20 protein-coding genes are annotated in these 25460 nt (G+C 72.7%); 11 read left to right on the top strand and 9 right to left on the bottom strand.

Features of this window, described 5'->3' with window-relative positions; translation table 11 throughout:
- Positions 1–90: 90 nt before the first annotated feature.
- The 5 genes from ACN9M0_RS21595 to ACN9M0_RS21575 all read left to right on the top strand — a co-directional run bounded on the left by ACN9M0_RS21595 (position 91) and on the right by ACN9M0_RS21575 (position 8224).
- Positions 91–1398, top strand: a complete 1308-nt coding sequence (locus ACN9M0_RS21595) for a sensor histidine kinase (protein ID WP_366036501.1) — start codon at positions 91–93, stop codon at positions 1396–1398.
- Between the two features lie 524 nt (positions 1399–1922).
- Positions 1923–3212 (top strand): sensor histidine kinase, encoded by a 1290-nt coding sequence (locus ACN9M0_RS21590; protein ID WP_366036502.1) that lies wholly within the window; start codon positions 1923–1925, stop codon positions 3210–3212.
- 1053 nt (positions 3213–4265) lie between these two features.
- Complete coding sequence (locus ACN9M0_RS21585) at positions 4266–4937, top strand: LuxR C-terminal-related transcriptional regulator (RefSeq protein WP_399695957.1); 672 nt, start codon at positions 4266–4268, stop codon at positions 4935–4937.
- A gap of 295 nt (positions 4938–5232) precedes the next feature.
- Positions 5233–7170, top strand: coding sequence for a 2-oxoacid:acceptor oxidoreductase subunit alpha (locus ACN9M0_RS21580; protein WP_426404070.1), 1938 nt, complete (start codon positions 5233–5235; stop codon positions 7168–7170).
- Positions 7163–8224, top strand: a complete 1062-nt coding sequence (locus tag ACN9M0_RS21575) for a 2-oxoacid:ferredoxin oxidoreductase subunit beta (protein WP_366036504.1) — start codon at positions 7163–7165, stop codon at positions 8222–8224. Before ACN9M0_RS21580 ends, ACN9M0_RS21575 begins: the two co-directional genes overlap by 8 nt.
- 45 nt (positions 8225–8269) lie before the next feature.
- On the opposite strand, the gene ACN9M0_RS21570 is transcribed toward ACN9M0_RS21575, so the two are convergent.
- From ACN9M0_RS21570 to ACN9M0_RS21555, 4 genes are all read right to left on the bottom strand, one after another.
- Positions 8270–10456 (bottom strand): bifunctional serine/threonine-protein kinase/ABC transporter substrate-binding protein, encoded by a 2187-nt coding sequence (locus tag ACN9M0_RS21570; RefSeq protein WP_426404069.1) that lies wholly within the window; start codon positions 10454–10456, stop codon positions 8270–8272.
- A gap of 4 nt (positions 10457–10460) precedes the next feature.
- A complete protein-coding gene (locus ACN9M0_RS21565) occupies positions 10461–12689 on the bottom strand; it encodes a protein kinase domain-containing protein (RefSeq protein WP_426404068.1) in 2229 nt (742 codons plus the stop codon).
- Entirely contained in the window at positions 12686–13528 is an 843-nt protein-coding gene (locus ACN9M0_RS21560) for a hypothetical protein (protein WP_366036507.1), read from the bottom strand. Before ACN9M0_RS21560 ends, ACN9M0_RS21565 begins: the two co-directional genes overlap by 4 nt.
- Positions 13529–13611: 83 nt before the next feature.
- On the bottom strand, positions 13612–14007 hold the full coding sequence (locus tag ACN9M0_RS21555; RefSeq protein ID WP_366036508.1) for a winged helix-turn-helix transcriptional regulator: 396 nt from the start codon (positions 14005–14007) through the stop codon (positions 13612–13614).
- A gap of 98 nt (positions 14008–14105) precedes the next feature.
- On the opposite strand from ACN9M0_RS21555, the gene ACN9M0_RS21550 reads away from it, so the two are divergent.
- Complete coding sequence (locus ACN9M0_RS21550) at positions 14106–14981, top strand: SDR family oxidoreductase (protein WP_366036509.1); 876 nt, start codon at positions 14106–14108, stop codon at positions 14979–14981.
- A gap of 96 nt (positions 14982–15077) precedes the next feature.
- Positions 15078–16085, top strand: a complete 1008-nt coding sequence (gene rarD, locus ACN9M0_RS21545; protein ID WP_426404067.1) for an EamA family transporter RarD — start codon at positions 15078–15080, stop codon at positions 16083–16085.
- Between the two features lie 34 nt (positions 16086–16119).
- Here rarD and ACN9M0_RS21540 read toward each other — a convergent pair whose 3' ends face one another.
- Positions 16120–16437 carry a DUF6401 family natural product biosynthesis protein gene (locus tag ACN9M0_RS21540; protein ID WP_366036511.1) on the bottom strand — a complete coding sequence of 106 codons (318 nt, stop codon included), beginning with the start codon at positions 16435–16437 and terminating at the stop codon, positions 16120–16122.
- A 186-nt stretch (positions 16438–16623) separates the two neighbouring features.
- Between ACN9M0_RS21540 and ACN9M0_RS21535 the strand changes: the two genes are divergently transcribed.
- A complete protein-coding gene (locus tag ACN9M0_RS21535; protein ID WP_366036512.1) occupies positions 16624–17265 on the top strand; it encodes a DUF4291 domain-containing protein in 642 nt (213 codons plus the stop codon).
- On the opposite strand, the gene ACN9M0_RS21530 is transcribed toward ACN9M0_RS21535, so the two are convergent.
- The gene (locus tag ACN9M0_RS21530) at positions 17214–17861 is read right to left on the bottom strand and encodes an NADPH-dependent F420 reductase (RefSeq protein ID WP_366036513.1); all 648 of its coding nucleotides are present in this window, start codon (positions 17859–17861) and stop codon (positions 17214–17216) included. The genes ACN9M0_RS21535 and ACN9M0_RS21530 overlap by 52 nt on opposite strands.
- A 187-nt stretch (positions 17862–18048) precedes the next feature.
- On the opposite strand from ACN9M0_RS21530, the gene ACN9M0_RS21525 reads away from it, so the two are divergent.
- Positions 18049–18516, top strand: a complete 468-nt coding sequence (locus ACN9M0_RS21525; protein WP_366036514.1) for a VOC family protein — start codon at positions 18049–18051, stop codon at positions 18514–18516.
- A gap of 176 nt (positions 18517–18692) precedes the next feature.
- Here ACN9M0_RS21525 and ACN9M0_RS21520 read toward each other — a convergent pair whose 3' ends face one another.
- Positions 18693–19202: a DUF1203 domain-containing protein gene (locus ACN9M0_RS21520; RefSeq protein ID WP_366036515.1), complete on the bottom strand. Its 510-nt coding sequence runs from the start codon at positions 19200–19202 to the stop codon at positions 18693–18695.
- A 303-nt stretch (positions 19203–19505) separates the two neighbouring features.
- Here ACN9M0_RS21520 and ACN9M0_RS21515 point away from each other — a divergent pair, with 303 nt between their 5' ends.
- Entirely contained in the window at positions 19506–20813 is a 1308-nt protein-coding gene (locus ACN9M0_RS21515) for a M28 family metallopeptidase (RefSeq protein ID WP_366036516.1), read from the top strand.
- 78 nt (positions 20814–20891) lie between these two features.
- Here the strand turns inward: ACN9M0_RS21515 and ACN9M0_RS21510 are convergent, their stop codons facing one another.
- Together ACN9M0_RS21510 and ACN9M0_RS21505 are read right to left on the bottom strand one after the other, a co-directional pair.
- Positions 20892–22064, bottom strand: a complete 1173-nt coding sequence (locus ACN9M0_RS21510; RefSeq protein ID WP_426404066.1) for a LolA family protein — start codon at positions 22062–22064, stop codon at positions 20892–20894.
- 116 nt (positions 22065–22180) lie between these two features.
- Positions 22181–23191, bottom strand: coding sequence for a polyprenyl synthetase family protein (locus ACN9M0_RS21505; RefSeq protein ID WP_366036518.1), 1011 nt, complete (start codon positions 23189–23191; stop codon positions 22181–22183).
- Positions 23192–23458: 267 nt separating this feature from the next.
- Here ACN9M0_RS21505 and ACN9M0_RS21500 point away from each other — a divergent pair, with 267 nt between their 5' ends.
- Positions 23459–25459 carry a CocE/NonD family hydrolase gene (locus tag ACN9M0_RS21500; protein ID WP_426404065.1) on the top strand — a complete coding sequence of 667 codons (2001 nt, stop codon included), beginning with the start codon at positions 23459–23461 and terminating at the stop codon, positions 25457–25459.
- Position 25460: the final 1 nt, after the last annotated feature.

Here is a 25460-nt window from a genome sequence, read left to right as displayed (position 1 = left end):
GTGGCTGGGCCGCGGGTGGGGATATCCCCCCTGCCTCTCACCCACCTCCCCCATGGCGTCGCGCCGTCCCCGACCGGCACCCTGGGGACCATGAGCGCCGATCTTGATCCCGTCGAGTCCCCAGGCCCCGCCGAGCCCCCAGGCCCCGCCGAGTCGCCAGGCCCCGCCGTGCCCCCTGGCACCGTCGAGTCCTCCGGCACCGTCGAGTCCTCCGGCACCGTCGAGTCCTCCGGCCCGGCGGGCCCGGCCGGTTCCGCCGAAGCCCCCCGTCCGCCGCTGCGGCTCGCCTACGGGAAGGAGACCTGGAAGGAGATCGCCTTCCTCCTCTCCAACCTCTTCACGGCACTGGCCGGATTCGTCTACGCGGTCGTCAGCGTCCTGCTCGGCGTCGGCCTCTCGGTCACCGTCATCGGCCTGCCGCTGCTCGCCCTCGGTCTCGGCGGCGCCCGCCTCATCGGCCGGTCCGAGCGGGCACGCGCCCGCGCGCTGCTCGGCGTGAAGGTCGCCGAACCCTCCCCGCTGCCGCGGCAACGCGGTTTCTTCGGCTGGCTGTGGGGCTCGCTGAAGGACCCGGTGGCCTGGCGGACCCAGCTGTACGGGCTGATCCGGCTGCCCTGGGGGATCGTGACGTTCACCGTCGCGCTGGTCTCGCTCCTCGTCCTCTGGCCCGTCCTGCCCTTCATCGCCCGCGGCCTCGCCAACGGCGACCGGGGCATGGTCCGGGGGCTGCTCTCCCCCTCCGACGAGCTGGAGCGGCGGATCGCCGAACTCGAATCGGACCGGGGCGTGGTCGTCGACACCGCGGCCGCCGACCTGCGGCGCATCGAACGCGACCTGCACGACGGCGCCCAGGCCCGGCTCGTGGCCCTGGCGATGGGGCTCGGCCTCGCGAAGGAGAAGCTGCTCGAAGACCCGGAAGCAGCCGCGTCGATGGTCGACGAGGCGCACGGCGAGGTGAAGCTCGCCCTCCAGGAGCTGCGGGACCTCGCCCGGGGCATCCACCCGGCGGTCCTCACCGACCGGGGGCTGAACGCGGCCCTCTCCTCCGTCTCCGCGCGCTGCACGGCGCCGGTGAAGGTGGCCGTGGACCTGACGGAACGGCCGGCCGAGGCGATCGAGGGCATCGCGTACTTCACGGTGTCGGAGCTGCTCCAGAACGTCTCCAAGCACGCGCGTGCCCGGTCCGCCTCCGTGGACGTGTGGCGGGCGGGCGAGCGGCTGATGCTCCAGGTGCGGGACGACGGGGCCGGCGGGGCGCGCTTCGACGGCGGCACGGGACTCGCGGGGCTCGCGGAACGGCTCGGTGCGGTCGACGGGCTCCTCGTCCTGGACTCCCCCGAGGGCGGCCCGACGACGGTCACGGCGGAACTGCCGTGGCGCTCGCGTCCGGGGGCGTGAGCGGTCCCGTACGACCCCGGGGGCGTGAGCGGTCCCGTACGGCTCTGGGGGTGTGAGCTGACTCGTACGGCTCCAGGGGCGTGAGCCCCGCCCTCACGGCTCCGGGGGCGTGAGCAGTCCCGTACGGCTCCGGGAGCGTGAGCCCCGCCCCTACGGCTCCGGGGGTGTGAGCGGTCCCGTATGGCTCCGGGGGTGTGAGCTGACTCGTACGGCTCCAGGGACGTGAGCCCCGCCCCTACGGCTCCGGGGGCGTGAGCGGTCCCGTACGGCTCCCGGGGCGTGAGCCCGCCCCTACCTACGGCCCGGGGCGTGAGCCCGCCCGTACGGCTCCGGGGCGTGAGCCCGCCCGTACGGCTCCGGGGGTGGTGGGGCGACCCGTACCCGATCCTTCCTTCCCCCGCCCGGCAGGTAGGGAAAACCCCCGGGACCAGACGCCCACCCGCCTCATGGTCCGGCGGGGCCCGGGACGGAACCCTGGAACACGTACCGCCCGCCGCCCCCCTGAGCAGAGAAGGAACACCGCGATGGCCTCCCACCGACTCCCCGCCGCGATCCGCGCGCCGTTCGAGGCCCGCACCTGGCGCGCCTTCGGGTACGTGCTGATCGGGCTGCCGCTGAGCGTCTGCTGGTTCGCGCTCTCCGTCGCCTTCGTCTCGGCCGGCGCCGGGCTGCTCATCACCTTCCTCGGCGTGCCGATCCTGGCCGGGGCGCTCGCCATGTGCCGGGGCTTCGGCGCCGTCGAGCGGGCCCGGGCGCGCGGGCTCCTCGGCCTCGACGTGGCCGCGCCGGAGCCGGTGCGCGGGCGGACCGGCGGGGCGCTCTCCTGGATGGGGGCCATGTTGAAGAGCGGTGCGTCGTGGCGGCACCTGCTGTACGCGATCCTGCACATGCCGTGGGCGGTGTTCTCCTTCTCGGTCACCGTGGCGCTGTGGTCCTGGGGCTGGAGCCTCTTCACGTACCCGCTGTGGCAGTGGGTCTTCCCCACGTGGGTGGGACAGGACGGCATCCAGCTGTACGGCGACCGGACCCACTCCTTCTACCTGGACGCGCCCTTCGAGATCGCCGTCACCAGCCTGATCGGGCTCGTGTTCGTCCTCCTCGGGCCGTGGGTGCTGCGCGGGCTCACCGCCGTCGACCGGCTCCTCGTCTCCGGGCTCCTCGGCCCGTCCCGGCTCGCCTCCCGCGTCACCGAGCTGGAGTCCGACCGGGGCGTGGTCGTCGACACCGCCGCGGCCGACCTGCGGCGCATCGAACGCGACCTGCACGACGGCGCCCAGGCCCGCCTCGCCGCGCTCGCCATGGACCTGGGGCTCGCAAAGGAGAAGCTGGCGCGGGACCCCGAGGCGGCGGCGGTGCTCGTCGGCGAGGCGCACGGCGAGGTGAAGCTCGCGCTCCAGGAACTGCGGGACCTCGCCCGGGGCATCCACCCGGCGGTCCTCACCGACCGGGGGCTCGACGCCGCGCTGTCGGCGGTGGCCTCCCGGTGCGCCGTCCCCGTGTCGGTGAACGTCGACCTCCCGGCACGGCCGGTGCCGGCGATCGAGGGCATCGCGTACTTCACGGTCTCGGAGCTGCTCCAGAACGTCACCCGGCACTCGGGCGCGCGGCGCGCGTGGGTGGACGTGTGGCGGACCGGGGACCGGCTGATGCTTCAGGTGCGGGACGACGGGGTGGGGGGCGCGGGGGTCTCGGGAGGCGGGTCGGGGCTTGCGGGGCTCTCCGAGCGGGTGGGGGCGGTGGACGGGGTCCTCGCCGTGGACTCGCCGGCGGGGGGTCCGACGACGGTGACGGCCGAACTTCCCTGGCGCGCGTAACGGCCTCACCGGGCCTGCGGCCGCTTGCCGCCCTTGGCCCGTCGGCCCACGCGCCCACTGGTAGGCGGGCCTGGTCCGGCGGGCCCTGCCCGTGCCGCTGGCAGACCTGGCTGTGCCCACCCCCGTTGTGGGCAATCGTTCCGCTGGGCGATGGGGGTCCCCCCTGCTCGAGCGGAGCCGAGAGCTTGGGGGAGGGTGGGCACAACGGACGGCGCCCCTTGCCGGGCCTAGGCTTCCGCGCCCTGGCCCGCACCGCAGGTACGGCGACCAGCGTGGTGCGGGTCAGGCGCAGGGGGCGGAGGCGCCCGCGGAGGGCGCCGTCCCGTGTGCCCACCCTCCCCCAAGCTCTCCGTTCCGCTCGAGCGGGGGGGGACCCCCATCGCCCCTGGGGGTCCCCCCGGACGAAGTCTGGGGGAGGGACGATTGCCCACACGGGCGGGGGCGGGGGCACCGGCCCGGGGCAGGCACCACCGAGCGGGCGCGGGCCCAGGTAAGCGCGAGCCCGGGCGAGTGCAGCCCCGGGGCAGACACCACCGAGCGGGCGCGGACCCAGGTAAGCGCGAGCCCGGGCGAGTGCAGCCCCGGGGCAGACACCACCGAGCGGGCGCGGGCCCAGGTAAGCGCGAGCCCGGGCGAGTGCAGCCCCGGGGCAGGCACCACCGAGCGGGCGCGGGCCCAGGTATGCGCGGGCCCGGGCGAGTGCAGGCCCGGGTAAACGCGGGCCCGGGTAAACGCGGGCCCGGCCGACGCGCCCCACGGGCGGCCCCGGCACGTGTGGGCCCGGCCGGCGCCACCCCACGGGCGGGCACGGACCCAGGCGCGGGCCCGGGCCCGTCGCTCTGCGGGGCCGGGCCAGGCGGGGCGGTGCCGTTCTGCGGGCTCGGGCCCAGGCGTGGGCTCGGGGTCCAGGCAGCCCGTCCCGGCCTCGGAGGTGGCGGTGCATGCCCGTGGTTCGGGCCGGGGACGGATGTTCCGGGCCTCTCAGGGGTGCCATGCTGAAGGGGTCAGTGGTGGGTCCGAGCATGGGGGCGGCAGGGCGTGAGTGGGCAAGACGTGGCGGGGCGCGTACGGGTGGTCATCGCCGAGGATTCCGTACTGCTCAGGGAGGGGCTGACCCGGCTTCTGACCGATCTGGGGCATGAGGTCGTCGCCGGGGTCGGGGACGGCGAGGCGCTCGTGGAGACGGTGGCGGGGCTCGCGGCCGGGGGCGCGCTGCCGGACGTGGTGGTGGCGGACGTACGCATGCCGCCGACGCACACCGACGAGGGCGTGCGGGCGGCGGTGCGGCTGCGGAAGGACCATCCGGGGCTGGGTGTCCTGGTGCTGTCGCAGTACGTGGAGGAGCAGTACGCCACCGAACTCCTGGCCGGTTCCAGCCGGGGTGTGGGCTATCTCCTGAAGGACCGGGTCGCGGAGGTCCGCGAGTTCGTGGACGCGGTCGTCCGGGTCGCCGGGGGCGGTACGGCCCTGGATCCGGAGGTCGTGCAGCAGCTGCTGGGCCGGAGCCGTCAGCAGGACGTGCTGGCGAACCTGACCCCGCGCGAGCGGGAGGTCCTCGGTCTGATGGCGGAGGGCCGGACGAACTCGGCGATCGCGAAGGCGCTGGTCGTGAGCGACGGCGCGGTGGAGAAGCACATCAGCAATATCTTCCTGAAGCTGGGCCTCTCCCCGAGTGACGGTGATCATCGCCGGGTACTTGCGGTGTTGACGTATCTGAAGTCCTGATCATCTGACACTCTGTCAGATGAGGTCCCGGACCGGTCCTAGACCCAAAGGATGAGGCGGAACCAGACTTTCCGGAACACTCCGGGTGGCGACAGAACGTGACGATTCAGGACAAGAGGGCGTCTCAAAAAGAGGTCCATGATGTGAGAAGTCCCGGGAAGGCCCCCCTTACCGTCGTAGGGTGGGCCTCGGGACGGAAGGTGATCTCCGAGCGATCGACGATCACCGGCCGCATCCCGAGCCTTCTCCCCGCCTCCGGCGGAGAGTCCCCTTGCCGCGAGGGAGGTCCAGTTCAGTGACCAGCCAGGTCAGTAGCGAGGCCGGTGAGGCCCTGGTCGGGGAGCAGCGCAGCGCCCCGGCGACGCCCCACCACGGCACCGAGAAGGAAGTGCGCCGGCTCGACCGGGTGATCATCCGCTTCGCGGGTGACTCCGGTGACGGCATGCAGCTGACGGGTGACCGCTTCACCTCGGAGACGGCGTCCTTCGGGAACGACCTCTCCACGCTGCCGAACTTCCCGGCCGAGATCCGGGCGCCTGCCGGAACCCTGCCGGGTGTGTCGTCCTTCCAGCTGCATTTCGCCGACCACGACATCCTGACCCCCGGGGACGCCCCGAACGTGCTGGTCGCGATGAACCCCGCCGCCCTCAGGGCGAACATCGGGGACGTGCCGCGCGGCGGCGAGATCATCGTCAACACCGACGAGTTCGCCAAGCGCGCCATGGCCAAGGTCGGGTATGCCACCTCGCCCCTCGAAGACGGGTCGCTCGACGGGTACCGGGTGCACCCCGTGCCGCTGACGACGCTGACCCTGGAGGCGCTCAAGGAGTTCGGCCTGTCCCGGAAGGAGGCCGAGCGGAGCAAGAACATGTTCGCGCTCGGGCTGCTCTCCTGGATGTACCACCGGCCGACCGAGGGCACCGAGACCTTCCTGCGCCAGAAGTTCGCGAAGAAGCCGCAGATCGCCGAGGCGAATGTGGCCGCCTTCCGGGCCGGCTGGAACTTCGGCGAGACCACCGAGGACTTCGCCGTCTCCTACGAGGTGGCGCCCGCGACCCGGGCCTTCCCCACCGGCACGTACCGGAACATCTCCGGGAACCTGGCCCTCTCGTACGGCCTGATCGCCGCCGGCCGGCAGGCGGACCTGCCGCTCTACCTCGGCTCGTACCCGATCACCCCGGCCTCGGACATCCTGCACGAGCTGTCCAAGCACAAGAACTTCGGTGTGCGGACCTTCCAGGCCGAGGACGAGATCGCCGGCATCGGCGCCGCGCTGGGCGCGGCCTTCGGCGGCTCGCTCGCCGTCACGACGACCTCCGGGCCTGGCGTGGCGCTCAAGTCCGAGACGATCGGACTCGCCGTCTCGCTCGAACTACCGCTGCTGATCGTCGACATCCAGCGCGGCGGGCCGTCCACCGGTCTGCCCACCAAGACCGAGCAGGCCGACCTCCTCCAGGCGATGTACGGCCGCAACGGCGAGGCGCCGGTGCCGATCGTGGCCCCGAGGACGCCCGCCGACTGCTTCGACGCGGCCCTCGACGCCGCCCGGATCGCGCTCGCGTACCGCACGCCCGTCTTCCTGCTCTCCGACGGCTACCTGGCCAACGGCTCCGAGCCCTGGCGCATCCCGGACGTCGAGGAGCTCCCCGACCTGCGGACGCAGTTCGCCACCACCCCCAACCACGAGCTCGCCGACGGCACCGAGGTCTTCTGGCCGTACAAGCGCGACCCCGAGACCCTCGCCCGCCCCTGGGCCGTGCCCGGCACCCCCGGCCTCGAACACCGCATCGGCGGCATCGAGAAGCAGGACGGCACGGGCAACATCTCGTACGACCCCGCCAACCACGAGTTCATGGTCCGCACCCGCCAGGCCAAGATCGACGGCATCGAGGTCCCGGACATCGAGGTCGACGACCCGGACGGCGCGAGCACCCTGGTCCTCGGCTGGGGCTCCACCTACGGGCCGATCACGGCGGCCGTCCGCCGCCTCCGGCGCGCGGGCACGCCCATCGCCCAGGCCCATCTGCGTCACCTCAACCCCTTCCCGGAGAACCTCGGCGAGGTGCTCAAGGGGTACGAGAAGGTCGTCGTCCCCGAGATGAACCTCGGGCAGCTCGCCATGCTCGTCCGGGCGAAGTACCTCGTCGACGCCCGCAGCCACACCCAGGTCAACGGCATGCCGTTCAAGGCCGAGCAGCTCGCTGCCGCCCTCAAGGAGGTCATCGATGCCTGAGCCCACCGAGTCCCTCCTGCAGCTGGTGCCCAAGGCCGAGGCCACGCAGTCGATGAAGGACTTCAAGTCCGACCAGGAGGTCCGCTGGTGCCCCGGCTGCGGTGACTACGCCGTCCTCGCCGCCGTGCAGGGCTTCATGCCCGAGCTCGGTCTGGCGAAGGAGAACATCGTCTTCGTCTCCGGCATCGGCTGCTCCTCCCGCTTCCCGTACTACATGAACACCTACGGGATGCACTCCATCCACGGCCGCGCCCCGGCCATCGCCACCGGTCTCGCCACCTCGCGCCGCGACCTGTCGGTGTGGGTGGTCACGGGCGACGGCGACGCGCTGTCCATCGGCGGCAACCACCTCATCCACGCCCTGCGCCGCAACGTCAACCTGAAGATCCTGCTCTTCAACAACCGGATCTACGGGCTCACCAAGGGCCAGTACAGCCCCACCTCCGAGGTCGGCAAGATCACCAAGTCGACGCCGATGGGTTCGCTCGACGCGCCCTTCAACCCGGTCTCGCTCGCGCTGGGCGCGGAGGCGAGCTTCGTGGCCCGTACGGTCGACTCCGACCGCAAGCACCTCACCGAGGTGCTCCGCCAGGCGTCCGAGCACAACGGCACGGCGCTCGTCGAGATCTACCAGAACTGCAACATCTTCAACGACGGCGCCTTCGAGGTCCTGAAGGACAAGGACCAGGCGAAGGAGGCGGTCATCCGCCTCGAACACGGGCAGCCGATCCGCTTCGGCGCCGAGAACGAGAAGGGCGTCGTCCGCGACCCGGCCACCGGCGACCTCCAGGTCGTCACGGTCACCCCGGACAACGAGTCCCGGATCCTCGTCCACGACGCCCACGCGGCGACCCCGACGACGGCGTTCGCCCTCTCCCGCCTGGCCGACCCGGACACGCTCCACCAGACGCCCATCGGCGTCTTCCGCTCGGTGGACCGCCCGGTGTACGACACGCTGATGGCGGACCAGCTGGAGACGGCCGTGGAGCGCTACGGCAAGGGCGACCTGGGCCAGCTCCTCTCGGGCAACGACACCTGGACGGTCGTCGGCTGACAGCCGTGCGAGGGGCCAGGTCCGCGGCGCGGTCCCGGTCCCTCGTCAGTCCTCCTTCGCGGCGGTCGCGAAATGGCCCCGGTAGGTGGGCACCCCGCCGCGCACCTGCCAGAGGAAGACCGCGCTCAGCGCCGCGTCCTTGCTGTTCCTCAGGTCGGACCGGTACACCTTCGCGATCCCCTCGTACGGGGCCCGGATCAGCCCGTTCGCGACCGCCGCGCTCATGTGCTCCGCCCTGTTCGCGAGCGCCGTGCGCAGCGCCTGCGCGATCCAGTGGACGGTGTCGTACGCCTCCGTCGCGTACCGCTCGAACGGTGCCGTCGCGGGCAGCTTCCAGCGCTCGCGGTAGGCGGCGGCGAACTGCTTTCCGGCCGGCATGCGGCCGGGGTCGACGTAGCTGGTGCCGAAGTACCAGCCCTCCGCCGCCGGACCCGCCAGGCTCAGGAACTCCGGCTGGAGCACCTGCTCCGTGCTGCCGCACGGCCCCTTGTACCCCTGCCGGGCCAGGGCCTTGGCGCACAGCGCGGCCCGGCGGGGCGACGTCCCCGCGTAGTACACGCCGTCGGGGTGCGTCGCGAGGGCCTGCCGGACGGCGGACTCGAAGTCCTCGCTGCCCGCCTCCACCGGGTGGGAGGTGGTGACGCCGCCGTTGGGGGACGAAGGAGGGTCCTCCTTCAGGATCCTGACGGCGAACCAGGCGAACCGTCCGGCCGCCCGGTCCTCGACGACGGCGGTCCTGCGTCGGTCGTGCTCGTTCAGCCACCGGCTGAAGGCCACGACCATCACGTCGGGCGAGGCCCGGGCTTCGAGGTAGGCGTGGTCATTGCCCTGCCCGGCGAGGTCCGATTCCGGCACCGAGGCGACCACACTCACCAACGGGACACTGTGGAGGAACAGTTCGTCGTGGGCGGCGATGTCGGTCCCGGTGACCGTCGGGCCGAGCACGGCGGCCAGGTTCCCGATGCCGGCCAGGGCACGGGCGGCCGCTTTGGCGCGCTTCGGGTCTCCCCGGTCGTCGATGATCTTCAGGGCCATGTCGAAGGTGCGGTCGGCGCGGGCGTTGTGGGTCTCCATGGCGAGCCGCGCCCCGCGTTCCTGCGCCCGCCCGTCGGCCTTCGTGGCTCCGCTCAGGTCGGTGACGACGCCGATCGTGTACGTGGCGAGCCGCGCGCCCGTGCCCGTACCGCCGCCGCTGCCGCCGCTTCCGGAGGGCGTACGGCTCAGCAGGTAGGCGGTCAGGCCGCCGGCGCCGACGACGGCCGCCGCCGAGCCGCCGATCAGGAACCGGCGACGCGAAGGGCCCTTCGGGGATTCGTCGGCCACGAGCATCGTGGGCTCCGGCACCGGCAGGTCGAGGACCCGGGAGGAGCGCTGGGCGATCAGGGCGGGCAGGCCGTCCGGCAGCCAGTCCCCCGCCGGGGCGTCCGCCCGCCCGAGGGCCTCACGGACCTCGGCGGCCGTGGGCCGGTCCCCCGGGTCCTTGGCCAGACAGGCCCTGACCAGGGGGAGGATCGTGTCCGGTACGTCGTCGAGTGCGGGCTCCTCGTGGACCGTGCGGTAGACGACGGCCGCCACGGCGCCCGTACCGAAGGGGCGTTCACCGGTGAGCGCGTACGCGAGGACGCAGCCGAGCGAGAAGACGTCGGCGGCCGGTCCGACCTCTCCCGAGCCGGCGACGCGGGCCTGTTCGGGGGCGAGGAAGCCGGGGGTGCCGATCATCGCGTCGGTGGCGGTCAGGGCGGTCGCCCCGGCGGTCCTGGCGATGCCGAAGTCGATCAGCCGGGGTCCGTCGAGGGCGAGGAGGACGTTGCCGGGCTTGACGTCCCGGTGGACGAGCCCGGCCTCGTGCATGTCGGCGAGCGCGGCCGCGAGACGGGCGCCGAGGGCCCGTACGGTCGGCTCGGGCAGGGCGCCGTGCAGGGCGACGGCCTCGGCGAGCGAGGGCCCCGGCACGTACTCGGTCGCCAGCCACGGCTCGCGGGCCTCCGGGTCGGCGTCGAGGACGCGGACGACCCAGCGGCCCGTGATGCGTTCGGCGGCCCGCGCCTCACGGCGGAACCGTTCCCGGAAGCCGGGGTCGGCGGCGTGCTCGGCGCGGATCAGCTTGAGCGCGGCGAGCGCACCGCCGGTCGAGCGGGCGAGGTAGACGACGCCCATGCCGCCGGCGCCGAGCCGGCCGAGGAGCCGGTAGCCGGCGATAGCCGAAGGGTCGGCCTTGCGCAGTGGCTGCACGGGCTCAGGCCTTCTTCTTGTTCTGCGCGGGCCTGTTCGGCACCAGAGGTGCGGCGCCCACCGGCTTGTACGCGCCGTTCTGCACGGCGAAGACGAAGGTGCCGCCGGGGCTCAGCTCGCCCGTCTCGTTGAAGGTGTAACCCCCCATCGCGCCGGTGTACTTCTGCTTGCGCAGAGCGGCCCACAGCCCCTTCCGGGCGGGCTTGCGGCCGGCCTTCGCGTCGGCCGCGAGCTGCTGGAGCGTCATCGTGACCACGTCGTACGACTCGCCCGCGTAGTACGCCGGGGCCGTGCCGTACCGCTTACGGTAGGCGGCGGTGAAGGCGGCCGCCGTCTTCAGCGTGGCGGGGTCGGCGACGGGCGCGCCCACGAACCAGCCCTCGACGTCCGCCCCACCCCGCTCCACGAAGTCCTGACCGAAGACGTGCTGGCCGGTGAACCTCGGTCCGGTGAAGCCGAGTTCGGTGAGCGCGCGGGCCGCGAGGACGGCGGTCTCGGTGATTCCGCAGTGGACGTACGCGTCGATGCCGGCGTCGATCATCTCGCCGAGGACCCGGCGGTAGTCGCGCGCCCGGGCCCGGGCCGGGACGACACGGTAGTGCGGGGTGATCCCGGCCTGTCCGAAGCCGAAGCGGACGCCGCCGGTGAGCTGCCAGCTGTACGAGTCCTCGGTCCGGTCCTCCAGGACGCCGGGACGGCTGATCTTCGGCAGCAGCGTGGCGGCGTAGGCGAGGTGGGAGCCCGCGAAGATGTGGCTCGGGATGGCCCGCAGGACCGTCCCGTTCGGCCGGCTCCCGTCGGGCCGCAGGGTGAGCATGTTGTATCCGGCCGAGACCGTGATCAGCGGGAGTCCGGCCTCCTCGAAGGCGGAGAGGACGGCCAGGCCGACGGCGTCGGTGGTGGCGCCGAGGACGGCGACGACCCCCGGGTCGGTGGTCAGGACCCTGGCGCGTTCCACGGCCCGGGCCGCGTCGCCCCGGTCGTCGACCACCTTGAGTTCGAGCGTGAAGGGCTTGTCCTTGCGGGCGTTGAACTGCTCGACGGCGAGGCGCGCGCCGCGCTCCTGGGCCTGCCCGATCACCTTGGCGGGGCCGGAGAGGTCGGCGAGGACACCGATCGTCCAGCTGGTGCGGGGCGGCGGCGGGGTCTTCTTGCCGTCGCCCCGGCTCTCCCGGCCGTCCCCGAGCCCCGCCCAGACGCCGCCGCCCACCGCGAGCACGGCGGCGCCGGCGGCGAGCAGGAAGCCGCGCCGGCTCTTCGTGGGCGGGGCGGGGGCCGTGCCGGGCTCGGTGGTGTCGATCTCGGGGAGGGCGAGCATCCGGGCGGAGCGTTCGGCGATGGTGCGGACGACAGGGGCGGGCAGCCATTCGGCGCCGTCCCCCGGGGCGTCCTCGACGAGCCGTACGCCGGCCTCGGCCGCCGTGGGCCGCGCGGCCGGGTCCTTGGCGAGGCAGTCCCGGACGAGGTCGAGCAGCCCTTCGGGTACGCCGGTGAGGTCGGGCTCGTCGTGGACCGTGCGGTACATGAGGGCGTCCACGGCGCCGGTGCCGAAGGGTGGGCGGCCGGTCGCCGCGTAGGCGAGGAGGCAGCCGAGGGCGAAGACGTCGGCGGGCGGGCCGATGGCGTCGGTGCGGGCCTCGGCCTGCTCGGGGGCGAGGAAGCCGGGCGTGCCGACGACCATGTCGGTGGCGGTGAGCGCGGTCTCTCCGGTGGTGCGGGCGATGCCGAAGTCGATGAGGCGGGGCCCGTCGACGGCGAGGAGGACGTTGCCGGGCTTGACGTCCCGGTGGACGAGCCCGGCCGCGTGGACGGCGGCGAGGGCGCGGGCGACGGACCAGCCGAGGAGCCGGACGGACCGCTCGGGCAGCGCGCCGTGCGCGGCGACGGCCTCGCCGAGGGAGGGTCCCGCGACGAAGGCGGTGGCCATCCAGGGTTCGGGGGCGTCCGGGTCGGCGCCGGTGACGGGCACGGCCCAGGGGCTGGAGACGCGCCGCGCTGCTTCGACCTCGCGGCGGAAGCGGGCCCGGAAGTCGGGCTGGTCGGCCTGGTCGGCGTGGGTGACCTTGACGGCGGCGAGTTCGCCGGCGGCGGTGCGGCCGAGGTAGACGACGCCCATGCCGCCGGCGCCGAGCCGGCCGAGGAGCCGGTATCCGGCGATCGTGGACGGGTCGGAGGGCAGCAGGGGCTGGAGGTCGCCGGACTCGTGTCCCGGCCGGGGGGCGGCGGCGCTCACGACTGGACCTCCAACTGCTCCTTGACGCGCTGCAGCATGGCGATGAGGGCATTGACCTGGGGCTGGATCGTGCCCGTGGTCGTGGGCGTGGCCGTCTCGGCGTAGCCGGGGGCGGCCTTCACGACGGTGGCGACGGTGACCTGGCCGATGCGGGACTGGGTCCAGCCGTACTGCTGTTTCCCCTTCACGTCGTCGCGCTCGTAGAAGCCGCGTTCGCCGAGGGAGTCGTCGGCGGTGTACATGCCGCCGCTGCCGAACGCGTTGCCGACCGAGATGAGCCCGGAGATGCGCTCGCCGGCGCGCAGCCGCTGGTCGGGGCAGCGCAGCGCCTCTTCGAGCGTGGAGGCCATCTCCCAGTCGGCGTCGGTCTCGGTGCGGTGCACGGTGACGGTGGAGGCGACCCGCAGGTTGCCCTTGCCGCCGCCGGCCGGGATCTCGCTGTAGGCGGTGACGCTGTAGAGCACCGTCGAGGGACGGCTGCCGGTCTCCCAGGAGCAGGTCTCGTCGAGCACGGGCCAGTACTCCGGGTCGCTGAGGTACGGGCTGCGCTTGACGTACTCGGGGCCCCAGGCGTCGGGACCTGCGACGACGGCGAGGGCGAGACGCCTGGCCTCGGCCTCGGTCTGCGGCGCGCGCTTGGGGTCCGGGGTGAAGTCGAGGGCGGTCGGTGTGGGGGTGGGAGTCGGGGCGGGGGCCTTGGTCGGGGCCGCCGTCGCGCTCGTACTTCCCTTGCCGTCGGGTTTCCTCCCCTCGTCGCCGCTCCCGCATCCGGTCGCGATCAGCCCGCCCACCATCACGGCACAGCAGGTGCGCAGCAGTCTTCGGTCCCCGTACGCCACAGCTCCCCCACGGTCTTCACGGATTCCCCCGATCGGTGAGCAGATCGTACGGCCTGTCGACCCAACTCACCTTGACCACAACATCATTGGAACGAAGCGGTGGCACTCTCGCGACGCGCGTCGTCATACCGCTCACGGGCCGCCTCGACCGCGCCGACCTGCTGCTCCGTCCAGCGGGCGAGCTCCCAGACCTGGCGGGCGGCGCCTTCGCCGAGGGGGGTGAGGCTGTAGTCGACGCGGGGCGGGATGACGGGCTTGGCGTCGCGGTGGACGAAGCCGTCGCGCTCCAGGGTCTGGAGGGTCTGGGCCAGCATCTTCTCGCTGACGCCGCCGATCTCGCGGCGCAGCTCGCTGAAGCGGTACGAGCGCTCCAGGAGGGCCGCGAGGACGAGGACGCCCCAGCGGCTGGTGACGTGCTCCAGGACGAGGCGCGAGGGGCACATGGGCTCGTTCACGTTCGGCTGCTTACTTACTCCCATGCCAGTACCTTACTTCAAAGTGGGTACTTTCGCTTGGTTAGCGCCCCTCGTACGGTAAGTACATCGCCCACCGCACCCCACGGGAAGAAGGAAGCACCATGAGCATCGTCGTCACCGGAGCCACCGGACAGCTCGGCCGTCTCGTCATCGACGCCCTCCTCACCGGCGAGTCCGCCGTTCCCGCCGGGACCGTCGCCGCCGTCGTCCGCGACAAGGAGAAGGCCGCCGACCTCGCGGAGCGCGGTGTCGAGCTCCGGATCGCCGACTACAGCCGCCCGGAGACCCTGGCGGACGCCTTCGAGGCCGGCGACCGGGTGCTCCTGATCTCGGGCAGCGAGGTCGGGCAGCGCGTCGCGCAGCACCGCGCCGTGATCGACGCGGCCAAGGCGGCGGGCGTGGCCCAGCTGGCGTACACCGGCGTCCTCGGCGGCCCGGAGGCCGACTTCACCCTCGCCGACGAGCACAAGGCGACCGAGGAGCTGATCCTCGCGTCCGGGCTGCCGTACACCTTCCTCCGCAACGGCTGGTACTCCGAGAACTACACCGCCAACCTCGCCCCGGTCCTGGCCCACGGCGCCGTCGTCGCCAACGCCGGCGAGGGCCGGATCGCCTCCGCCTCCCGCGCCGACTACGCCGCCGCTGCGGCCGCCGTCCTGACCGGCCCGGCCGCGGAGCACCTGGACAAGGCGTACGAGCTGAGCGGCGACACCGCCTGGTCCCTCGCCGAGTACGCGGCCGAGGTCGGCGCCCTGACCGGCCGGGAGATCACCTACAGCAACGTGCCCGCCGCGACCCACCTGGAGATCCTCACCGGCGCCGGCGTCCCGCCGTTCTTCGCCGAGATCCTGGTCGACGTCGACCGGGCCGTCGAGCACGGCGCGCTCGCCCTGCGGACCGGCGACCTGGCCCGGCTGATCGGCCGCCCGACCACCCCGATCGGCGCCTCGATCCAGGAGGCGCTCGCCACCTCGTGACGCTGTCATGACCGTATAGCGGTACGGGCATGACAACCTGCCCCGTGCAGCGCTACCTTCGACAGGACAGCGGCGCGGCACAGGGCGGGAGGTCCGGTGAAGACGGAGAACGACGGACGAGCAGGATTGCTCTACGGGATCGGCGCCTACGGCATGTGGGGACTGGTCCCGCTCTTCTGGCCCCTCCTCAAGCCCGCCGGCGCGATCGAGATACTCGCCCACCGGATGGTGTGGTCCCTGGCCTTCGTCGGCATCGCGCTGCTCGCGCTGCGCCGCTGGGCCTGGATACCCGAGCTCGTGCGCAGCCCGCGCAAGCTCGGCCTGATCACCGTCGCCGCCGCCGTCATCACCGTGAACTGGGGCCTCTACATCTGGTCCGTGAACACGGGCCACGTCGTCGAGGCCTCCCTCGGCTACTTCATCAACCCGCTCGTCACCATCGCCCTCGGCGTCCTCGTCCTGAAGGAGCGGCTGCGCCCCGCGCAGTGGGCGGCGGTCGGCGTCGGCCTCTCGGCCGTGCTGGTCCTGGCCGTCGGGTACGGGCAGCCGCCGTGGATCTCGCTCACCCTCGCCTTCTCCTTCGCCGTCTACGGCCTGGTGAAGAAGAAGGTCAACATCGGCGGCCTGGAGTCGCTCGCCGCCGAGACCGCCGTCCAGTTCCTGCCCGCCCTCGGCTACCTCGTCTGGCTCGGGACCCGGGGCACCCTGGCCTTCGGCTCCCACGGCGCCGGCCACACGGCGCTGCTCGCCGCCACCGGCATCGTCACGGCGGCGCCGCTGGTCTGCTTCGGGGCGGCGGCGATCCGCGTACCGCTGTCGACGCTCGGGCTCCTCCAGTACCTGGCGCCGACCTTCCAGTTCCTGCTCGGGGTCGTCTACTTCCACGAGGAGATGCCGCCGGAGCGCTGGGCGGGCTTCTCCCTCGTCTGGCTGGCCCTGACGATCCTCACCTGGGACGCGCTCCGGGCCGCCCGGAAGAGCCGGGCCGCGGTCGAGGCGGCGGCTACCGCCGCTCGTGCCGCGACCGCTCCCTCAACCGGACACACCGGCGGAGAGAGCGAGACCGCGCCGGTCTCCACCTCATCGGCCCGGCCGGGACGCTGACCGAGAGCGGGGGCACGCTCGCGTAGTCGTGCCGTCACACGCCCAGCAGGTCGTGCTCCTTGATCAGCCAGCAGACCGCCGTCAGGTGCAGGGTTGCGAAGTCGTGGCCGGCGGGCTCGGTCCAGTCGACCTCGGACAGCCAGTCGGTGAACCCGAGGACGTAGTCGGCGAGCTCCTCCCGGCGGACGGTCCGGCCCTCCGGGCCCCGCTGGGCCGGGACCAGCGCGTCGCACACGGCGGCGGCGTGCTGGTCGACGGCGGCCACGAGCCCGGGCTCGAAGGAGAACTCCGAGAGCCGGGGCATGTACGTGGCGGCGACGTCGATCAGCGGGCAGCCGGGCGAATCGTTCATCCCTCCACATTAGGGCCGTACCGGGGCGTACAGACCGTGACCTTGGTCGCAGGATCCGGGACCTCGGGGGCGCCGGGACCTCCGTGGCCTCGGGACCTCCGTGGCCTCGGGACCTCCGCCCCCGGCTCCCCCGGCGTCCCGATAACCGGTGGCCCCGGCCGGGGGCCTCCCCGCACCCTGAGACACATGGAAGAACCGAAGTACCGGATCCGTGCGGTCCACACCGATCGCACGGTCACCGTCTACCAGGCCTACCGGCCCGCGATCGGGCTGCCCGCCGCCCGCGACGGCCGTTTCCCCGCCGCCTGGAAGCGGGACCGGATGACGTGGATCAAGCCGTCGTTCCTGTGGATGATGTACCGCTGCGGCTGGGGGACGAAGGAGGGCCAGGAGACCGTCCTCGCCGTGGAGATCACCCGCGAGGGCTTCGAGTGGGCCCTGCGGAACGCCTGCCTCTCCCACTACGAGCGCGGCTTCCACCCCGACCAGGCCTCCTGGAAGCGGCAGTTGCGGGAGGCGCCGGCCCGGGTCCAGTGGGACCCGGAGCGCGACCCGTACCTCCGGCCGCTCCCGTACCGCTCGCTCCAGCTCGGGCTCTCGGGCGACGCGTCGCGGCGGTACGCGGACGAGTGGACGGTCTCCGTCACGGACGTGACGCCGCTCGCCCACGAGGTCCACGCGCTCGTCCGCGCCGGCGACCTGGAGGCCGCCGGCCGACTGCTCCCCCGTGAGGAGCCGTACCCGGAGCCCGCCGGACTCCTGGACCACCTGCGGGTTCAGGCTCCGGCGACGCCGAAGTTGAAGTCGCCGGTCCCGAGCACCCCGTAGAGACGCAGCCACAGCGGCATCAGCTGCTCGGTGGCACGGGCGGTCGACAGCTCGCCGAGGTCGATGATCCGGTCGGCGGCCCAGCCGAAGGAGACGAGCAGCTCCGCGACCACGGCCTTCGCGTCCTCGTCGTCACCGCTGAGGAAGACGTTGTGGTGTCCCGGGACCCGGCCGGGCTCGACCATGACGGTGTTGGTCATGGTGTTGAGCGTCTTGACGACGCGCGTCTCCGGGAAGGCGGTCTGGAGCTGCTCGGCGACGCTCCTGCCGTCGGGCAGACCGACCTTGGGCGGGAAGCCCTCCGAGAAGTCGAGCGCGTTGGACACGTCGATCAGGACCTTGCCGCGCAGGTTCTCGGCGCCCGCCGCCTCCAGGACGGCCAGGGAGACGAGCCCGCCGGTCGCGTTGACGACCAGCTCGGCGGGGCCGGCGGCGTCGGCGAAGGTGCCGTGCGCGCCGCCGTGCTCCTCGGCCCACTTCACGGCCTCGGCGTTGTCGGCGGTGCGGGAGCCCATCGTGACCTCGTGGCCGAGGGAGGCGAGCTTGCCGGCGAGTCTGTGGCCGACCTCACCGGTTCCGAGTACGGCGATCTTCATGGATGCGCTCCTGGAGGCGTCTCAAGGGGTTTCAGCGGGATGGTGCGGCCCGGCAGGCCGACCTTATGCCGTCCCGAACGCGACGGCCGTCCCACTTCATCCCGAGCCGGCGTCCCGGGCCGGCCGTCCCGGTGCGGAAGCGTCGTTCCGGTGGCGGCCCGGGGCACATCACCCATAGAACGGGCACATGACACCGATCCATTGGAAGCTCGTCCTGGACACCGCCGACCCCCACGCCCAGGCCGCCTTCTGGGCCGCCGCCCTGGGGTACGCGGAGGAGGACCACAGCGCCCACATCCGGCGCCTCCTCGACCTCGGCGCGGCCCCGGCAGAGGCGACGGCGACCGTGGGCGAGGGCACGGAGCGGGAGCGCCTCGGCTGGCGCGACCTCGCCGCCGTCCGCCACCCGGACGACCCCCACGACCCGGTGACGGACACGGGCCTGGGCCGCCGGATCCTCTTCCAGCGCGTGCCGGAGCCGAAGACCGTCAAGAACCGCCTCCACCTCGACCTCCACCCGGAACCGGGCACGCGCGAGGCGGAGGTGGGCCGTCTGGAGGGCCTCGGGGCGAAGGTCCTGCGCCGGGTGGACGAGCCGGGCGGGTCCTGGACGGTCATGACCGACCCGGAGGGCAACGAGTTCTGCGTGCACTGACGAACGGGTCCCGGGGGCGCTGACGCCGGAGGCGCGCGCCGACGCCCACCGGGTACCGACCCGGGACGCGCGCCGGCGCCGTCAGGCCGCCGAACCTCGAAGCGTCGGGCCCGCCCGACCCCGAAGCGCCGGACCCACCGCACCTCGAAGCGTCGGCCCCACCGCACCTCGAAGCGTCAGGCCCGCCGTACCTCGAAGTGGAAGCAGCCGTACTCGACCGCCCGGACGTGCACGAGAGCGACGGCCGGGTCGGCGAAGGCCTCCGCGAAGGCCTCGTCGAAGCCCTCGCCCGGCGCCTCCGGGAGCTCCAGGAGCCGCCCGCCGACGATCCGGCCGGCCGCGTCGTACCGGCGCACGGTCCGCAGCGCCCCGGCCCGCTCGAAGGGGTACGTCCCCGAGGGCGCGGGGCCCCCGCAGTCCTCGGCGTGGATGAAGACGGGTCCCTGTTCGTCGTACGCGCCGGGCTCGGCGCCGGTCGCGAGGGCCCAGCGCCGCAGCGGCGCGTACGACACGAGCGCGATCCGCTCGCCGGGGGCGGAGGGGCGCAGGCAGCAGCGCAGCGGATGCCCGCCGTCGGTGGCGGGGTACGGGTCGAGGGCGCGCCCGGCGTCGTCGGCGACGCGCAGCTCGGCGAGGACGGCGGGCGGGACGGCCCGGGGCAGGTAGGCGGTGGTGTGGGTGCTCATGCCGCCAGGGTCACGCGGCCCGCCCCGCGCCGCTGGCGGAATTCGGACGGCGCGCTGGGAGCGGGGGCCCGCGCGGGCCCTGGGCAGGGGCGGAATCGCCGCCTGTCCGGTGAGCGAACGCGCCTGACCGGTTTCCGCTCTTGACGGGGAGTCAAACTCTCACTGAACATTCAGCACGCACGACCGAACACTCGCACAACTGAACAACCGCACGTCCGCACAGCTCCAGCCGCCTCGTGGCACCCACGCCCGGGGCGTCTCGCACGTTCCGTCCCATCCCCGTTCGGAATCCGGAGCCCCCACATGAACATCTCCGTGCCCAGACGCGTCACCGCGGTCGCCGCTCTCGCGGCGCTCGCGCTCGCCGGTCTCACCGGCACCGCCTCCGCCGGGTCGGAGGCGGCCACCGCCGCGCCCGACATCTCGCTCGCCAACGTCAAGCAGCACTTGACGGACCTTCAGTCGATCGCCACCGCCAACGGCGGCAACCGCGCCCACGGCCGTACCGGCTACAAGGCCTCGATCGACTTCGTGAAGGCGAAGCTGGACGCCGCCGGCTACACCACCACCCTGCAGACCTTCACCTCCAGCGGCGCCACCGGCTACAACCTGATAGCCGACTGGCCGGGCGGCGACCCGAACCAGGTCCTGATGGCCGGTTCGCACCTCGACTCGGTCACCGCAGGTCCCGGCATCAACGACAACGGTTCCGGGTCCGCCGCGGTCCTGGAGACCGCGCTCGCCGTCTCCCGCGCCCAGCTCCAGCCGACGAAGCACCTGCGCTTCGGCTGGTGGGGCGCCGAGGAGCTCGGGCTCGTCGGGTCGAAGTACTACGTCAACAGCCTTGCCTCCACCGAGCGTTCGAAGATCAGCGGCTATCTGAACTTCGACATGATCGGCTCGCCGAACCCGGGCTACTTCGTCTACGACGACGACCCGACGATCGAGCAGACGTTCAAGAACTACTTCACCGGCCTCGGCATCCCCACCGAGATCGAGACCGAGGGCGACGGCCGCTCCGACCACGCGCCCTTCAAGAACGTGGGCATCCCGGTCGGCGGGCTCTTCTCCGGCGCCGACTACACCAAGACGTCGGCGCAGGCGCAGAAGTGGGGCGGGACGGCCGGCCAGGCCTTCGACCGCTGCTACCACGCGTCCTGCGACACCTCGGCGAACATCAACGACACCGCCCTGGACCGGAACTCGGACGCGATCGCCTACGCGATCTGGAACCTGTCCACCGGGACGACGACCCCGCCCACCGGCACGGTCTTCGAGAACACGGCGGACGTCGCCGTCCCGGACAACGGCGCCGCGGTGACCTCCTCGGTCACCGTCAGCGGCGTCGCGGGCAACGCGCCCTCGGCCCTCAAGGTCGGCGTGGACATCGTCCACACCTACATCGGTGACCTCGTCGTCGACCTCGTCGCCCCCGACGGCTCGGTCTACAACCTGAGCAACCGGGCCGGCGGCAGCGCCGACAACATCGTCCAGACGTACACCGTGGACGCCTCCTCGGAGGTCGCCAACGGTGTCTGGAAGCTCCGCGTCCAGGACAAGGCGTCGATCGACACGGGTTACATCAACGGCTTCAAGCTGACGTTCCCGTAGTCGTCCTCGCCCCGCACAGAACTCCCGGGTGGGTCGGTGAACATCGCCCCCGACCCGCCCGGGGTCCCAACCGGTCGGCTACTTGCCGGCGTTGGCCGCGTCCACCAGCGCGTCCTTCGTCACCGCGCCGACGTAGACCTTGCCGTCGTCGGTGAGGAGCGCGTTCACCAGCTTCGTCTTGAAGACGGTGCCCGAGCCGAACGTGCCGGTGACCTTGTCGCCGAGGGAGTCCAGGAAGCCCTGGATCTCCTTCGGCGCCTCGTCCGTCTTCGGCGCCGGCGCCCCGGTGTCGAGCTTCGCGATCGTCGTCCAGCCCTCGCCGATGACGTTCACGCCCTCGCCGGAGCCGAAGCCGAAGCCCTTGCCGAGGCCCGGGAAGCCCTCCTCGAAGCCCTCGGGCAGCTTCTCCTCGTCCGCGGCCTTCTCCGCCGCTCCCTCCGTCACCTTCGCGCCCTTCGGCGCCTCGAAGGCGAAGTCGGAGGCGGCCGGCTTCGCGAAGTCCACCTTCGTGAAGCCCGCGTCGACGACCGGCTTGCCGCCCTCGACCGAGGAGAGGGTGAACTTCAGCGGGGTGCCGTTCGCCGCGTCCACCGCGATCTTCACCGACTCGACCGTCGAGCCGGTCTGCTTCGGCTTGATCACCAGCTGGTACGCGTCCCGGCCGGCGACCTTCGCCGTCCCGTCGACCGTGATCGACGTGGTGTCGCCTGCGGCCTTCAGGACCTCGTCGGCGAGCTCCTTCGGGGTGCCCGGGAGCCGCTCGTCCTTCTCGGGGGCGCCGCCGGACGCGCCCCTCTCGTGGAAGACCTCGTTCGACTTGCTGTCGTAGGCCCAGACGTCGCCGCCGTTGTGGATCAGGCTGTACTCGTCGGAGCCGTCGAGCAGGGTGAGCTTCTGGCGCTCGGGGCCGTCGGCCGCGACGCGCAGGGTGTGGGTGCCCGAGACGAGCTCGGTGAGCTTCTCGGACGGGTCGGCCGAGCCGGTGCCCGCGCCGTCGCCGCCCAGGCCTCCCAGGCCGGACGCCAGGCCACCGAGGGCCGGAAGCCCCAGGTCGGTGGAGATCTTGAACGTGCCGGACAGGGTCTGGGTGTCCGAGGCGGCGATCTTCTCGATGAGCTGCTGGGCCGTGATCTCGGGCAGGTCCGGGTCACCGGACGCCGCGAGCGCCGGGACGAGGCCGATGGTGGCCGCGGCCACTCCTGCCACCGCGACCGGGACGATGAAACGGCTCGCCTTACGGGTCTCTGCCATGGTCTCCGCTTCCTCCGTTGTCGATGACTCCATCTCACCAACCCGGAGGCCCGGAATCGTCAGCCCGCGGGATCAACCTCACGTACTGCTTCGGGATGACCCGACCCTGAGACGCGCTACCCCGCCCGGTGGACCACCGCGTCGCACATCTCCGCCAGGGCCGCCTTCGCGTACCCGTCGGGCAGCGGCGCCAGCATCGCGCGCGCCTCCTCGGCGTACCGCACGGTGTCCCGGCGGGCCTGCTCCAGGGCGGGGTGGGCGCGCAGCCGGCGCAGGGCCTCGGCGTGCCGCTCGTCGTCGCTGAGGTCGCCGTCGATCAGGGCGACGAGCTCCAGGTCCTCGGGGTGCCCGTGGGCGGCCGCGGCGGCCCGCAGGCGGAGGACGGGGAGGGTCGGGATGCCCTCGCGGAGGTCGGTGCCGGGGGTCTTGCCGGACTCGTGGGAGTCGGAGGCGATGTCGAGGACGTCGTCGGCGAGCTGGAAGGCGACGCCGAGCCGCTCGCCGTACTGGGTGAGGGTGTCGACGACGCTCTCGTCGGCGCCGGACATCATGGCGCCGAAGCGGCAGGAGACGGCGACGAGGGAGCCGGTCTTGCCGCCGAGGACGTCGAGGTAGTGGTCGACGGGGTCGCGGCCGTCCGTGGGACCCGCGGTCTCCAGGATCTGCCCGGTCACGAGCCGTTCGAACGCCTCGGACTGGATGCGTACGGCCTCGGGACCGAGGTCCGCGAGCGTGTGCGAGGCGCGGGCGAAGAGGAAGTCACCCGTGAGGACGGCGATCGAGTTGCCCCAGCGGGTGTTGGCGCTGTCGACGCCGCGCCGCACGTCGGCCTCGTCCATGACGTCGTCGTGGTAGAGCGTGGCCAGGTGGGTGAGCTCGACGACCACGGCGGAGGGCACGACGCCCGGCGCGTAGGGGTCGCCGAACTGGGCGGCGAGCATCACGAGCAGGGGGCGGAACCGCTTCCCCCCGGCCAGGACCAGGTGCTGCGCGGCCTCCGTGATGAAGGGGACATCGCTCTTGGTGGCGTCCAGGAGGCCCGCCTCCACAGCCGCCAAACCGGTCTGGACATCGGCCTCAAGAGCCTGGTCCCGCACGCTAAGACCGAACGGCCCGACGACGGTCACGAGGGGGTCTCCTGTCTGCTGACGCCTGCTGACGCTGTCCGGACCGCACGCCGATCATTCGGATTGTCGATGTGTCGGTCCATTCACTCAAGCCAGCGTATCCGGTCACGTTTCGATCACCGTGGGCGCCTTCCCGTCACCCCCGGTATGTTCGGGATCAGCTCATACGACCAGGAGTAGGTGTTTTGTCCCGAACAGTGATCGGTACGGATACGAACGGCCCCCGGCAGCGCGCCGCACCCCGCCCCCGTCCACCGAGGTGACCCGATGACGAAGATCCGTACCGACTTCCCGTACGAGACCCGCCACGAGGACCTCCGCATCCCACTGCCGGACGGCACCCGGCTGTACGCGCGCGTGTGGCGCCCGCTCACCGACGAGCCCGTACCGGCGCTCCTGGAGTACCTGCCGTACCGCCTCACCGACTGGACCGCCCCCCGCGACTGGCAGCGCCACCCCTGGTACGCGGGCCACGGCTACGCCTCCGTACGGGTCGACGTCCGCGGCCACGGCAACAGCGAGGGCCTGCCCGGCGACGAGTACGACCCCGTCGAGCTCGCCGACGGCGTCGCCGTCGTGAACTGGCTCGCCGAGCAGGAGTGGTGCACCGGCAAGGTCGGCATGTTCGGCATCTCCTGGGGCGGCTTCAACTCGCTCCAGATCGCCGCCCTCGCCCCCGAACCCCTCAAGGCCGTCGTCACCGTCTGCTCCACCGACGACCGCTACGACAACGACGTGCACTACATGGGCGGCTCGGTCCTCGGCGTCGACATGCACGCCTGGGCGGCCACCATGCTCGCCTTCGTCTCCCGGCCCCCGGACCCGCAGTACGTGGGCGAGGAGTGGCGCGAGCTGTGGCTGAAGCGCCTGGAGGCCGTGGAGCCGCTCATCCACACCTGGCTCGCCCACCAGACCCGGGACGCGTACTGGCGGCACGGCAGCGTCTGCGAGGACTACTCCGCCATCCGGGCGGCCGTCCTCGCCGTCGGCGGCTGGCACGACCCGTACCGCGACACCGTCCTGCGGCTCGCCCGACACCTCCCCCAGGACCGGGTGCGCGGCATCATCGGCCCCTGGTCCCACCAGTACCCGGACCGCGGCCTGCCGCCCGGACCGGCGATCGGCTTCCTCCAGGAGACCCTGCGCTGGTGGGACCACCACCTCAAGGACGCCGAGAACGACGTGATGGCCGAGCCGCTGCTGCGCTCCTGGATCAGCGACTCGCACCCGCCGGCCACCGTGTACGAGGAGCTGCCCGGCCGCTGGGTCGCCGACCCCGCCTGGCCCTCCCCCCACGTCACCCCCGTCACGTACGCCTTCCAGGGCGCCCCGGTCGTCGTCGACTCGCCCCAGCAGACCGGGATCGACGCGGGCCGCTTCTTCCCCTTCGGCAACGACGCCGACCTGCCGCCCGACCAGCGCGACGAGGACGCCCACTCGGCCTGCTTCGACTTCCTCGTCCCCGAGGACGGCGGCGCCGTCGAGATCCTGGGCCGGCCCTCCGTGAGCCTCGCCCTGCTGACGGACGCCCCCACCGGGCAGGTCATCGCCCGGCTCTGCGACATCGCCCCGGACGGCTCCTCCACCCTCGTCACCCGGGGCGCCCTGAACTTCTCCGCCCGCTACGGCCGCGACCGGGCCGTGGAGGCCCAGATCGGCGAGTGGGAGAGCCTCGTCTTCGAGCTGAACGGCATCGGGCACACCTTCCCGCCCGGCCACCGGGTGCGGCTCGCGGTCTCCTCCACGTACTGGCCGTGGATCTGGCCGCAGCCCGACGCCGCCGGCTTCACCCTCGACCCGGCCGGCTCCTCCCTCACCCTCCCGGTCCGCGCGCACACCGAGGACGCCGTCGAATGGGCGGAACCGGAGCAGTCCGCACCGCTCGGCGTGGTCTATCCGCGGACCCTGGAGGAGCCGCGCCCGGAGCGGGTGGTGGTCCGGGACGTGGCGAAGGGCGAGTGGAGGCTGGAGGTCGACCCGAAGTACGGCGGCACGCGCGTGTACCCGGACGGCCTGGAGTACACCGAGGACGCCGTGGAGACCTACACGATCGACGAGGGCGGCCCGCTGTCCGCCCGGACCCGCTCGGAGTGGACGGTCCGGCTGCACCGGCCCGAACTGGCCTGGGACGTCACGATCGACACCCGCTCGGAGATCTCCTGCGACGCCGACACCTTTTTCACCGAGAACGAGGTGGTGTGCAAGGAGGGCGGCGAGGTCGTCTTCCACCGCACCTGGGAGAAGAGGATCCCCCGTACGGCGGGCTGAA

The sequence above is a fragment of the Streptomyces sp. R-07 genome, from assembly GCF_049913175.1.
Classification (GTDB): Bacteria; Actinomycetota; Actinomycetes; order Streptomycetales; family Streptomycetaceae; genus Streptomyces.
This window is presented reverse-complemented; position numbering and strand designations above follow the sequence as displayed.

Bases quoted from the DNA above. Each gene is read 5' to 3' on its own strand.
- ACN9M0_RS21595 (WP_366036501.1), top strand. From the start codon at position 91: ATGAGCGCCGATCTTGATCCCGTCGAGTCCCCAGGCCCCGCCGAGCCC.
- ACN9M0_RS21590 (WP_366036502.1), top strand. From the start codon at position 1,923: ATGGCCTCCCACCGACTCCCCGCCGCGATCCGCGCGCCGTTCGAGGCC.
- ACN9M0_RS21575 (WP_366036504.1), top strand. From the start codon at position 7,163: ATGCCTGAGCCCACCGAGTCCCTCCTGCAGCTGGTGCCCAAGGCCGAG.
- ACN9M0_RS21555 (WP_366036508.1), bottom strand. From the start codon at position 14,007: ATGGGAGTAAGTAAGCAGCCGAACGTGAACGAGCCCATGTGCCCCTCG.
- ACN9M0_RS21550 (WP_366036509.1), top strand. From the start codon at position 14,106: ATGAGCATCGTCGTCACCGGAGCCACCGGACAGCTCGGCCGTCTCGTC.
- ACN9M0_RS21540 (WP_366036511.1), bottom strand. From the start codon at position 16,437: ATGAACGATTCGCCCGGCTGCCCGCTGATCGACGTCGCCGCCACGTAC.
- ACN9M0_RS21535 (WP_366036512.1), top strand. From the start codon at position 16,624: ATGGAAGAACCGAAGTACCGGATCCGTGCGGTCCACACCGATCGCACG.
- ACN9M0_RS21530 (WP_366036513.1), bottom strand. From the start codon at position 17,861: ATGAAGATCGCCGTACTCGGAACCGGTGAGGTCGGCCACAGACTCGCC.
- ACN9M0_RS21525 (WP_366036514.1), top strand. From the start codon at position 18,049: ATGACACCGATCCATTGGAAGCTCGTCCTGGACACCGCCGACCCCCAC.
- ACN9M0_RS21520 (WP_366036515.1), bottom strand. From the start codon at position 19,202: ATGAGCACCCACACCACCGCCTACCTGCCCCGGGCCGTCCCGCCCGCC.
- ACN9M0_RS21515 (WP_366036516.1), top strand. From the start codon at position 19,506: ATGAACATCTCCGTGCCCAGACGCGTCACCGCGGTCGCCGCTCTCGCG.
- ACN9M0_RS21510 (WP_426404066.1), bottom strand. From the start codon at position 22,064: ATGGCAGAGACCCGTAAGGCGAGCCGTTTCATCGTCCCGGTCGCGGTG.
- ACN9M0_RS21500 (WP_426404065.1), top strand. From the start codon at position 23,459: ATGACGAAGATCCGTACCGACTTCCCGTACGAGACCCGCCACGAGGAC.